Raw genomic sequence first — 11,592 nt, 5'->3', positions numbered from 1 at the left:
GGGTCGGTGTTCATTTGTTGCGGGTAGTGTGTGGTGGTGCCGTGGGTTTGCTTATCCCCCCCCCCCCGCTCGCGCGGGGGCGAGCCGCCCCCGCGGCACGGCGGGCCCGATGGTGGGCGGCGTTGCCGGGGTCGGTGGCCTGCGTGGGCCTGATCGCCGCGGGTCCGGTGGCCGCCTGGCATTTTCCTGTACCCGTGTTCCCCGAGCCGTCGGGTCGTTTCGCGGTCGGCACCCGCGTGGTGCAGTGGACCGACCCGCGCCGCCCCGAGAGCTTCACCGCCGATCCGAACGACCGGCGCACGGTCGTGGTGCAGCTCTGGTATCCCGCGCAGAAGGGCGCCGCGGGCGCGCAGCGGGCCCAGTACCTGGGACGCACGGAGCAGGAGGCGCGCACCGTTTCCGGCGCTCTCGCCCGCGGGGTCGGCCTGCCCGGCTTCCTGGTCGACGGCCTCCCGCGTGCCCGTACCCGTTCGGTCTTCGACGCCCCGGTGGCCGGTGGGGGCGGACGGTTCCCGGTCGTGCTGTTCTCCCCCGGATCGGGCGGAGTGCGTACCCAGAACACCGCCTGGGCGGAGGAACTGGCCAGCCACGGCTATGTGGTCGCCGCCCTCGACCACCCGTACGACTCCGCCGCCGTCGTCCTCGACGACGGCCGAACGGTGCATGCCGAGATCGCCTCCACCGGAGACCGGGACGAGGACGAGGAGCTGGCGGTCGGCTGGACGGCTGTTCGGGCCGCCGACCTCCGCTTCGTCCTCACCCGGCTGGACGATCTGGACCGGGGTGAGGTGACGGGCCCGTTGACCGGACGCCTGGACACCGGTCGGGTCGCGGTCACCGGTCATTCCATGGGTGGTGCCGCCGCTCTGCAGGCAGCCCGCCAGGACCACCGGTTCGACGCCGTCATCGATCTGGACGGCTACCCCCACGGCCCCGTCTCCCCCTCCCTGCACCAGCCGACGCTCGCGCTCACCCAGGCCGTCACCCCCGACACCGACCCGCGCTACCTACCCCGCCTCACCGAGGTCCTCGAACTCGGCACTGCGACGAGCTACCGGCTCACTGTCCCCGGCGCCGCACACCTCACCTTCGTGGACAGCCCCCTGTACCTGCCGCCTGTGCCCTCGCTGGTCGGCTCCTTGGGCCGCACCGAGAGCCCGCGGGTCGTCGCCGCGACCACTCTCGCCTTCCTGGACAGCACCCTGCGGCACAAGCCCGGCGACCTGGCCGGCGTTCTGTCGGCCTACGGCGACCTCGCCGTCCACGGGCGAGCCTGCGAGGGGGGTCCCGGCTGCGGCTGCTGCGGCTGAACCCGGGGCCACGTCCGTGAAGAGCACCGCGTACGACGGGCAGGGGGGCCGGCGAGGACGTGTCCGTACGCCCGTACCCGACCGCACGGAAGGGATTCCGGGCTACGGGTAAACGCGGCGCCCCACCGAGCGCAGCGCGGCGAGCACCACCCGGCCCCGTTGACGTTCACGGGCCACCTCCCGCCGCCAGGCCACCACACGGAGGACGATTCTGACCGTAGCGGCCAGCACCGCGATCACCACCGGTTCGCACCCACCCGACCACATCCCCTGCCGACTCGACACCGCTGGACACCCGCGGCGGGGAGGACGCCGTCCAGGACGCCTTCTTCGCGGCGCTGGAGAACTGGGACCGGCTCAGCGGCTACGAGCAGCCGAACGCGTGGATGAGTCCAATGATGCGCAGGAAACGTGCCGAGCGGCCGGCGTACCGGGCGGTCACGGGCGGAGACGGCCGTGACCGCGGGCGGCTGCGGACGCCCGGGACGTCCGGCGACGCCGAAGAGCACGATCCGCTCGAACTCCGACAGCTCTCCCGGTCAGCCGTCGGCGGCGGCTCGTCGGGCAGGGCGTAGTGGAACACGACGGCGTAGTGCCGGCCTGCATGTTCTCGCAGCTCCCATGACATGCCAGCACGCGGCCCGTCGCCGACCGCGGACCGGATCGGCCGGCATCAGCGGCTCGATCCGGTCCCACATCGCATCAGTGACCACTAATCGGACGGACACCTGCGGCGGGTACGCCGGTCAGGGCCCCGGTCGCATGTCTCCGCCGTACGTGGTGCGGTAGTCCGGGACGACGATCCGGCTCGCCGGGGACTCCTGGCGGACCTGGGCGACGAACGCGTCCAGGTCCATCACCGGGTCGCGGCGCGGGGGGTCGCGCAGCGGTTCCTCGAAGTTGTCCCAGTGGACGGGCACGACGACGCCGGGCCCGCCCAGTGCCCGCAGCAGCCGGGGCACATAGCGGGACGTGGAGGCACTGGACGGCACCGCGACCATCGCGAGATCGGGGCGCAGACCATGCACGGCCCGCTCGGAGAAGTCGCTGGCGCCCATCAGGAACGCCGACGGGCCGCCGCTCCCGGCCGTTACCTGGAAGGCGAGCGTGTCGCCCTCCGGCAGGTCTGAGATGGTCATCGGCGCCGCTGCGGGCGGTGCGCAGAGTGTGCCCGGGGCGAAATAGGAGTGCCGCTTGTTGCGGCTGTGCAGACTCGACACGACCTCGACGGTGAGCCCGCCGAAGTCCAGCACCTCGCCGCCCTTCACCACCGAGATCTGGTCCGGGTCGACGCCGAAGGCGACCAGCAGATGAAACGTGGTCTCGGTGCCGACGACCCGGGCGCCGGTGGACTTGGCGATGTGGGGGACGTCTGCGATGTGGTCCCAGTGGGAGTGGCTGACCAGGACGATCTCGGGGCGGCCGATGTGTTCCCGTATCAGCTCGGGGTCCGACCTCAGCTTCGTACCTGGCTTGAAGGCCCCTTCGAACAGGCCTGTCTTGAACCGGGTGATGTACGGGTCGAAGAGTATGGTCCGCCCGCCGACGTCGATGCGCCAGCCGGAGGTGCCCAGCCAACGGAAGGACGCCGAACCGGCCGCCGGGGCGTTGCGTGTCGTTGCGGCGGAGGCGGAGGCGTGGGGGGTGGAAAGCAGGGGGGCGGTCGCGCCGAGAGCGGCGCCGCGCAGCACTGTACGCCGGCCGAATTCCTGGATGCGCCGCTTCGGGCGCTGTGCGTCTGTGTCGTCGCTCATGGCGCCAGGAGATCAGGACGCGGCCCCCGCCGTCCAAGATCAAAACTCTGGCTTCCTCATATGCGGAAACATATGAGGGCTGGTCAGACGCCTCTTTGCCGAAGAAAATCGACGGCGATCCGGGCTGCGACCCCTATCGCGGCGTCCACCGCCGGACGCGAGGCGGCCAGCTCCCGCGTACGGGCGAAGACGGAGACCGCGTAGCGCCTGCCGTCGGGATATCGGACGACCCCCGCCTCCATGTGCAGCCCGGGCAGGGTTCCGGTCTTCGCCGCGACCGTCACCTCGTCGGGAAACCCCGACACCAGCCGGTGCCGAAACGCCTGACGTGTCATCAGTTCACGTACCTGGGCGCATGCCTCAGGCGGGCCCGCCTCGTCACGCCAGACGAGACGCAGCAGCCGGGTGATCTCACGGGGCGTGCTGGCGTTGGTCCGCAGCGGATCCAGCACGCTCAGCCGTCTTTTGCGATCGTCCGGCAGAGCCGGGTATCGGAGGGCGAACTCCGCCTCGTCACGGGCGCCGACCTCGGCGAGCATCGACTCCAATACGTCACGGGGACCGCCCACGATCCGGGTCCCGCCGAGCCCGAGTTCCCCGGCGAGAAGCCGCACCGTGTCCAGGCCGACCCGTGCCAGCAGCAGATCCGCTGCCGAGTTGTCGCTCACCGAGATCGCGAAGAACGCCAGATCGCGCAGCGACAGCTCGACGTCGTCCGCACAGCCTGCCGTGCCCCAGCCGCCGAGCCGGTCGGCCGCCGTCACCCGCACCCGCTCCCGGGGGTCGAGCTGGCCGGCGGCCACCTGCCGGGCGAACTCCAGGACCAGCAGCACCTTGAAGACCGAGGCGATCACGACCGGCTCGTCCGCGCCGACCGCCACCTCCTCGGCGCCCGGCTCCGTGCCGACAGGGACCGCATGCAGCAACCCCTCGGCACCCGCCCCCGCGAAGACCCCGCGGATCCGTTCATCGACCATCGGTTCGCCCCTCACGTAATATCCCTGGCTGTGGATCTCTTGCGCCACCTGCGTATCTTCGTCGCCGTCGCCGACGAGCTGCACTTCAGCCGGGCAGCCGACCAGCTTGGCATGGCCCAGCCACCCCTCAGCCAGGCGGTACGCAGACTGGAGAAGGATCTCGGCGCCGAGCTGTTCGACCGATCGCACCGCCAGGTCCGGCTGACCGCCGCCGGCATGGTGCTTCTGGACGAGGCCCGCGAACTCCTGGCCCGCGAGGAGCGGTTACGGACGGTGGCCCGCCGCGCCGGGGACGGCGACCTGGGCACCCTGCGTGCGGGCGTGCCCCCCGACACCACGGTCGCCATGCTCTCCACGCTGCTCTCGGCCTGCGCGGAGCACTCCCCGGGCCTGTCCGTCGATCTTCAGGAGATCACCACCGAGGAGCAGCTGCGGCTGCTCGCCTCCGGTGGGCTCGACGTCGGCCTCATCCACCAGCCCGTGGACACCACCGAACTCCGCCTCGGCGCGGAGGTGTGCGTGGAACTCGGCGTCGTCCTGCCCCGTACCTCACCGCTGGCCCGGCTCCCCGAGGTCGCGCTCGCCGAACTGTCCGGCCACGACCTGGTGCTCTTCCCCCGTGCCCAGGCCTCCGGCTGGTACGACCGGATCCTCGACACCTGCCGCGCCGAGGGCTTCGTGCCCGGCCGCCTCCGGCACGCCTCCAACCCCGAGTTCCTGCTGGCTCTCGTCCACGCGGGCCGCGGCATCGCCTTCGACCAGGGGCCGGTGGCCCGCAAGGAGCCCCGCGTCGTCTGGCGGCCGCTGGCCGGCCGCCCGCTCATCCAGCGGACCACCGGGGCCTGGCCGGCCGGCCGGTCCGTCCACCCGGCCGCCCCTCACTTCGCGGAGCTCGCGGCCGGCGTGCTCGCCCGCGACCGTACGGCGGCAGTTCTGCGCCGCGATGACGGCCCGCGCCCGCCGGACGGGCCGCCCCGCCCGTGGTCGGTGGTGTACGACGAGTGGAGCTGACGCCGCGCCGACCGGCCGCCCGCGCGAGACGGGCCGCTGGGCTGGACGGGGCGCCACCGTCGCGTCCTCGGCGACATCCGCTGGTCACAAGCGGACTCCGTCCAGGCCGTCGCCGCCTTCGAAGCCGGCCGCGCGGAAGCCGAGCAACACGGTGCCGCCGGCGAGCGGGCCATGATGCAGGTCCGCCTCGGGGACGGCGGGAGGAATCGGTGACCGTGTCGGTGTGCAACAGGTGTGGCGCGGGAGTGAAGCCGGTTTCAGGCAAAGGCCCGCTCGGTCGTCTTCTTGGCCGCGGTCTTCTTCGCGGTGGGGTTGGCCGTGTTCTTCGGCGAAACTCGGCCATACGGCGAGGCTGTCCGGCCGGCCGGTCGGGCGACCAGAGGGCTGGTCTCAGCGCCAGTCGTCGATCACATAGGCGTCGGGGTGGCTGTAACCGGGCTCGTTGGGCCGGTGCATCGTGACGCCCTGCAACCCAGTGCGGAAACCACGGTCGATCATGCGCCGATAGGCATCCGGGCGGCCCAGGTTCATCCCGGCGTCCAGCTGACTCAAGCCGCGCTCGGCCGCCAGTTGCTCACATGCGTCGAGCAGTCGCTCGAAGCGGTCGGAGGCTTCCGCGCCAGGGCGTACGGTGCCGAACTTGACGAAGCACACGTCCTCGCCGGCCTCCGATCCGGCTCCGCAGTGGCAGACGGCCAGGCCATCGAGCTGGGAGCCGCCGCCCTGGAGCAGGATGGTGTCACCGAGTCCCTGCGTGTACACGGCGACGATCTCGCGCTCCAGGTCCAGGCCCTCGTACACGGCCCCGGTCAGTGCGCGACAGGCACTGAGGCAGGCGGGCTGCTCGGCGGCATTCAGCTCGCTGTACATCACCCGGCCGGGGACCGCGGAGCTGCCCGCGACGTGCTTCTTCATGATGGCCGTGAGGAATCGGGGCCAGAAACCGTATCTGCGGTAGAGCTCAAGGTGCTTGGGACTGTGCGAGAAGGTGAACAGGCCCAGGTGGCGGTTTCCCCAGGTGTCGAAGCACTCCATGACCGGATCCATGAGGCGCCTGCCGACGCCCTGGTCCCACAGGTCCGGACGTACGGTCAACGGTCCGAAGTACCCGACGCTGCCCCAGTTGGCGGCGAAGTTCGATCCGGCCAGTTCGCCCTCGACCGTCGCTGCGAAGGCCGCTTGCGGATCGGCCGCCCAGCGTGTGCGGACGTAATCGGCGGTCTCGAAGAACGTCTTCGGCTCGGGAACCCCGAGGAACGTCCCGAAGGCGACCCTGAAGATCTCATCGGCCTGATCCAGGTCCGCCTCGGTCAACGGCCGGACTGACACCACGCCCGCGACGGTCTTCCGCTCCGCTGCTGGTGAGGTCATCGCTCTCTCCTCCTCGGAGCCCCGTTTCATCACACCACGAACAGCAGCGCATGGCGATGTGCGGAAACCACCGCGCCGTGGACCCCTGAATCCAGCGTCGCACCGCTCGCCGGCCTGCGCGTGAGAGGCGGGGCCGTCCAGAGCCGAGGCCATGATCGGGCCGTTCGCGGGACAGAGCGGCGCGGCGGGCTCCCGCCTCGAATCGAACACGCTTACGATCGAGGGGGAGACCTCATCCACCGCGCCCACCTGGCCAAACTGCCTGGAGCGTGGAGCCGATGAAAGGCTGGGCGCGCGGGGAGCGCTACTCCCACCGCGACGACTCCCCGGTCAGCCCCGGCTGGACCTCGGAGGAGGAGGAGGAGGAGCCGGGGCAGGCGGACCGATCCGGTGCCCGGGGCGAAGCTCTTGCGGCGGCGCCTCCAGCCCGACGAATCTACGCTGGAAACGACGGCCGGCGCAGGGAGCGGCCCCGGTCGTCACCCGTGGGCACCTGCCCCTCCCCCACTGCGCAGGTGCCCACCCCGACAAGGGACGCGCTCATCGGCAATCGTGTCCAGGCGCGGGCGCACGTACCGAGCCGCGGACGGCGAGGCTGCTGAGAATGGACGACTGTGCCATCGACGGCTCAGGGTCCTGTCGTCAGCAGGCCTATCTCTTTGTGCAGTTGATCCCGGTGCTCGTCCAGAAAGAAGTGGCCCCCCGAGAACAGCCGCAGGCGGAAGTCGCTCGCCGTGTGCCGCCCCCAGGCGAGGGCCTCGGACTCGTCCACCAAGGGGTCCTGGTCCCCGGCAAGGACGGTGATCGGGCAGGGTACGTGCGCGTCCGGGCTGCTCCGGTAGCGCGCCACAGCCCGGTAGTCAGCGCGCACCATCGGCAGGATGACCTCCATGAGCGCCGCATTCCTCAACAGCTGCTCGTCCGTTCCGTTCAACTCCCGCAGGTCCGATATGAGTTCCTCATCCGTGGTGAAACCGTCGTCCCGGCGAGCGGGTACGGACGGACTCCGGCTGGCGGAGACGAGCAGTGCGCGCGGCGCCAGGCCCCTCTCGCTCAGCGCGATCGCCGTCTCGAAGGCCACCAACGCGCCCATGCTGTGGCCGAAAAGCACCAGGGGTCGTTCGTCCGCTGCCCCGGCCACCGCCTCCGCCACTCCCGCGGCGAGTTCGGGCACGTTCTCCAAGCACGCTTCGCCGATGCGGTCCTGCCTCCCGGGGTACTGCACAGCGAGTACCTCCACTGCGGGCCGCAAGCTCTGGGACAGTGCGAAGAAGTACGAAGCCGCGCCACCCGCGAACGGGAAGCACACCAGACGCGGCGCGCCCGGCGCGCTGTCGTGGTATCGGCGCATCCAGGGACTGTCCTCAAGCTGCTCTGTCACGTGCCGCTCCCTTGGTGATCGGTAGGCAGAAAATGTCCGAAAAGCAGTGCGTCGCGCGGGGCGAGCGAGAGGCTAAACCGGCTGGTCGCACCGGCTGGACCTCGGGAAACGTCCCAGTTCAAAGTTACTTGACGGCACTCGATGGAGCGTATCTACTGGGCGCCGAGCCGCCGGGGTAGGCGGCTTCTGCTCCATCGGGTGTTTTGCTGTGAAGATCTAGCGCCAGGCAAGGCGCAGGACAGTGAAGCCGTCCGGCCGTTCGACCCGGCCCCGGACGGCGGGGGCCGGTCGCGCACGGAGCGCCACCGTGAAGCGTCAATCCCGTCTTCGGGCGGGAGCTCTCCGTTCCCCCTCGTCCTGCGGCGAAATGTGCCCGACCGAACGGTCGGGCCGGGGGCTTTCGAGGCGCGCCAGCCGTGATCCGGCCAGGCGTGCCCAGTGCGAGAGGGATGAGCATGACCGAGGTGCCGAGCATCGCCCACAAGGGTTTGTTTTCGCCGTCGGTGTTGGGGGAGGACGTTGTTGCGCGGTACCTCCACTGGGTGAGCGAGACCCCGGACGCGACCGCCGTCGAGGACGGCACGCACACCTTCACCTATCGGGAGATCGACGAGATCGCGGACGCGGTGGCCGACCGGCTGCGCGACCAGGTCGCCACTGGTGACATCGTCGCCGTCTGCCTCGACCGGTCCGCCGCTCTGGTCACCATCGCCGTGGCCTTGGCTCGACTCGGGGCGGTGTACCTGCCACTCGGACCCAGACCGGCGGAGGACCGGCTGGCCGGCCTGCTGGCGGACGTGCGGATCCGCGCGGTGGTCGGCGCGCCCGAGATCCTGCCCGGCACCGGTTCGACCCTCGATCTTCCCGTGCCGGCCGTCGGCGCGAACGCCGTGCCGTGCGTCCTCGCCGAACTCGTGCCCCCTGCCCCAGGAGCGGCTTCCGCGCCGTCTGGCACCTTCTACGCCGTCCTCACCTCCGGTTCCACGGGTAAGCCGAAGGCCGTGGCCGTCGGCGCCGACTCCCTGGCGAACCTCGTGCGCTGGTACCACGACCTCAGCGGCCTCGGCCCCGGCGACCGCATGGCCCTGCTCATGGCGGCCCCCTTCGATCCTCATCTCGGAGACCTGTGGGGCGGTTTGGCATATGGTGCGACGCTCGCTGTCGCCCCCGACTCCGTCCGCTACTCGACCGACGCGCTCGTGGACTGGTTCCGCGACGCGCGCGTCGACGTGAGCGTCCTCGCCACCCCGATGGCCGAACCCCTGCTCGGCGGATCCTGGCCCGACGGCCTGCGGCTGCGCGACCTCCTGATCGGTGGCGACCGGCTGCGTACCTGGCCGGGCTCCGATGTCACCACGAGGGTGCACAACGTCTACGGACCGGCCGAGGCCACGATCAACGTGACCTCCGCGCTTCTCGGCGAGCCCGACCGTACGTCGCCGCCCATCGGCGCACCCATTCCGGGCGTGACCCTGTGCGTCGTCGACGAGGACCACCGGATCGTTCCCCGCGGCACCGCGGGCGAACTGCTGATCGGCGGCGTCTGTCTGGCCCTCGGTTACGTGGACGAGGAACTGACGGCGCGCCGGTTCGTCCCGGCCCCCGAGGGAGCGGGCGTCGAACGCGTTTACCGCACCGGCGACAAGGTGCGCATGGGCGACGACGGCCTCCTCGACTTCCTCGGCCGACTGGACGACCAGGTCAAGATCAGCGGGGTGCGCATCGAACCCGCAGAGGTGGAAGCCGCCCTGGAACGGGATCCCGGGGTCCGACGGGCGGTCGTCGCCGTCCGCCGGCGCCACGACGACGGCGCCGGACTCCTCGCCTTCGTCGAACCCGTGCAGGGCACCGCGCCGGATCCCAACAGCCTGCTCCAGGGCATCCGCTCGGCCCTGCCCGCCCAGGCCGTGCCTCAGGCGGTCCACCTCGTAGAGGAGTTCCCCCTCAACGAGAACGGGAAGGTCGACCGCGCGGTCCTGCTGGCCTCCGTGCCGGCCCCCGAAGCCGAACAGGCCGAGGATCTGCGCGGCGAGACCGAACACCTCCTCGCCGGCCTGTGGCGGGAGATCCTCGGCTCCGCGGACGTGCACGCCCGCTCCAACCTCTTCGCACTCGGCGGCAACAGCATGCACGCCGTCGCACTCGCCGGGGCCATCAAGAGGACCTTCGAGCTCGAACTCTCCATGAAGAGCGTGATGGAGCTGCGCCTCCTGCGTGACATGGCCGCCGCGATCGACGCGGAGAGAGCCGCGCTGGCGGCGTCCGAGGCGAGTCACGCGGCCGCCGTCACGGACTGGTAACCAGTCTTCGCGCGAGTTCGGCCGTTCCGTACGAACGGCACACCGCCATGATGCGGTTTCACCGAGGTGAATTCAGGGTCCGCGGGGTCTCCCCCGGCGCCCCGATTCGAGTTGTCCGAGGCTCGGGCGATATCGATGTGAAAAATCTCAATCAAAATCTTGCGGTGGCGCCCATGTTGGATAGATTACTTTCGTGCCGCCGAATGAAGCGGCGATTGCAATCTTCCGCGGGTCTCTTGCCGCGCCGATGTGAAAATTCCGGAATCGGGGGATCGGTCATTTCTGTGCACGCTCACGACGCAAAGCCCGCCACCACGCCTGTGGTCAGTTCCTTCACCGAGTGGGATCCGCTGGAGGAGGTCGTCGTCGGCCGCCTCGCCGGTGGGGTCTTCCCGGCCTGGCAGGACTCCATGCTCGCCACGATGCCCGAGGAGGGCGTCCGGGCCTTCCAGGAGTCGGGAGGCATGCCCTTTCCCGCCGACCACCTGGCCGCTGCGGACGCCGAGCTGGACGGCCTCGCGGCCACGCTCGAGGCGCGTGGAATCAACGTCGTCCGTCCCGACGACGTCGACTACGGGCGCGGCTTCGCCGCGCCGCAGTGGCAGAGCCCGGGCGGCATGTCCGGGGGCATGCCCCGCGACCTGCTGATCGTCGTCGGCGACACCATCGTCGAGGCGCCCATGTCCTGGCGCTGCCGCACTCACGAGGTGGACGCCTTCCGCGGCCTGATCAAGTCGTACTTCCGGCGCGGCGCCGGCTGGCTCGCCGCCCCCCGCCCCCAGCTCACCGACGAACTCTTCGACGGAGATTTCGACGCCGAGACCGAGCAGGGGTATGCGATTTCCGAATTCGAGCCGGTATTCGATGCGGCCGATTTCATGCGCTTCGGACATGACATCATCGTGCAGCGCAGCCATGTCACCAACGAATTCGGAATCAATTGGATGAGGCGGGCGCTCGGTCCCGAATTCCGCATCCACGAGGTTCCGGTCGACGACCCGCACGCCATGCACATCGACGCCTCGATCGTGCCGCTCGCACCCGGCAAGCTCCTCGTCCACCCCGAGCGCTACATCCCTCACCCCCTGTTCAAGGACTGGGAGATACTCGAGGCTCCCAAGCCCGTGCTGCCGTCGACCTGGCCCATGTACTTCTGCAGCCCCTGGCTCAGCATGAACGTCCTGTCCCTCGACGAACGCACCGTGGTCGTGGAGCGGCAGGAGCAGCCCATGATCGAGGCGCTGACCGCATGGGGCTTCGACTGCGTGCCGGTCGACTTCCGCCACGTCTACACCTTCGGCGGATCGTTCCACTGCGCCACCCTGGACGTCCGCCGCCAGGGCTCGGGCGGACGCTACCTCGGCTGAGAAGGGCGTAACGCCGGTCTACGGCGTACGACGTTGACAACGGGCGGACCCGGCCGGACCGCAGACCACGGTCCGGCCGCGCCGTCCTGCCCGCCCTGCACAGGGGCGGGCGGCCCGGTGT

At 70.5% G+C, this 11,592-nt stretch carries 8 protein-coding genes and 1 pseudogene; 4 read left to right on the top strand and 5 right to left on the bottom strand.

Going from position 1 to position 11,592, the window contains the following annotated elements; all coding sequences use genetic code 11:
* The first annotated feature begins 14 nt into the window (after positions 1-14).
* Positions 15-1,310, top strand: a complete 1,296-nt coding sequence (locus ACFWW8_RS22745; RefSeq protein WP_386530771.1) for an alpha/beta hydrolase family protein — start codon at positions 15-17, stop codon at positions 1,308-1,310.
* Between the two features lie 596 nt (positions 1,311-1,906).
* On the opposite strand, the pseudogene ACFWW8_RS22740 reads toward ACFWW8_RS22745, so the two are convergent.
* From ACFWW8_RS22740 to ACFWW8_RS22730, 3 genes and pseudogenes are all read right to left on the bottom strand, one after another.
* A pseudogene (locus tag ACFWW8_RS22740) lies at positions 1,907-2,038 on the bottom strand (IS5/IS1182 family transposase); the annotation flags it as partial.
* An 18-nt stretch (positions 2,039-2,056) separates the two neighbouring features.
* A complete protein-coding gene (locus ACFWW8_RS22735; RefSeq protein WP_386530763.1) occupies positions 2,057-3,064 on the bottom strand; it encodes an MBL fold metallo-hydrolase in 1,008 nt (335 codons plus the stop codon).
* An 83-nt stretch (positions 3,065-3,147) separates the two neighbouring features.
* Entirely contained in the window at positions 3,148-4,041 is an 894-nt protein-coding gene (locus ACFWW8_RS22730) for a serine hydrolase (protein WP_386530770.1), read from the bottom strand.
* Positions 4,042-4,080: 39 nt separating this feature from the next.
* On the opposite strand from ACFWW8_RS22730, the gene ACFWW8_RS22725 reads away from it, so the two are divergent.
* The gene (locus ACFWW8_RS22725) at positions 4,081-5,052 is read left to right on the top strand and encodes a LysR family transcriptional regulator (RefSeq protein ID WP_386530769.1); all 972 of its coding nucleotides are present in this window, start codon (positions 4,081-4,083) and stop codon (positions 5,050-5,052) included.
* 390 nt (positions 5,053-5,442) lie between these two features.
* Here ACFWW8_RS22725 and ACFWW8_RS22720 read toward each other — a convergent pair whose 3' ends face one another.
* On the bottom strand, positions 5,443-6,423 hold the full coding sequence (locus tag ACFWW8_RS22720) for a GNAT family N-acetyltransferase (RefSeq protein WP_386530762.1): 981 nt from the start codon (positions 6,421-6,423) through the stop codon (positions 5,443-5,445).
* A 628-nt stretch (positions 6,424-7,051) separates the two neighbouring features.
* Positions 7,052-7,804: a thioesterase II family protein gene (locus tag ACFWW8_RS22715; RefSeq protein ID WP_386530761.1), complete on the bottom strand. Its 753-nt coding sequence runs from the start codon at positions 7,802-7,804 to the stop codon at positions 7,052-7,054.
* Positions 7,805-8,346: 542 nt separating this feature from the next.
* Between ACFWW8_RS22715 and ACFWW8_RS22710 the strand changes: the two genes are divergently transcribed.
* On the top strand, positions 8,347-10,104 hold the full coding sequence (locus ACFWW8_RS22710; RefSeq protein WP_386530760.1) for a non-ribosomal peptide synthetase: 1,758 nt from the start codon (positions 8,347-8,349) through the stop codon (positions 10,102-10,104).
* Positions 10,105-10,388: 284 nt separating this feature from the next.
* Positions 10,389-11,471: an amidinotransferase gene (locus tag ACFWW8_RS22705; protein WP_386530759.1), complete on the top strand. Its 1,083-nt coding sequence runs from the start codon at positions 10,389-10,391 to the stop codon at positions 11,469-11,471.
* Positions 11,472-11,592 lie beyond the last annotated feature (121 nt).

Origin of the sequence: Streptomyces sp. NPDC058701 (assembly GCF_042715295.1) — a bacterium.
Classification (GTDB): domain Bacteria; phylum Actinomycetota; class Actinomycetes; order Streptomycetales; family Streptomycetaceae; genus Streptomyces.
The sequence above is the reverse complement of the archived record's forward strand: the minus strand, read 5'-3'. Positions and strand labels throughout refer to the sequence as shown.

What these genes read in the sequence shown, in the direction of transcription:
- ACFWW8_RS22735 (WP_386530763.1), bottom strand. Translation starts at nt 3,064, where the DNA reads ATGAGCGACGACACAGACGCACAGCGCCCGAAGCGGCGCATCCAGGAA.
- ACFWW8_RS22730 (WP_386530770.1), bottom strand. Translation starts at nt 4,041, where the DNA reads ATGGTCGATGAACGGATCCGCGGGGTCTTCGCGGGGGCGGGTGCCGAG.
- ACFWW8_RS22720 (WP_386530762.1), bottom strand. Translation starts at nt 6,423, where the DNA reads ATGACCTCACCAGCAGCGGAGCGGAAGACCGTCGCGGGCGTGGTGTCA.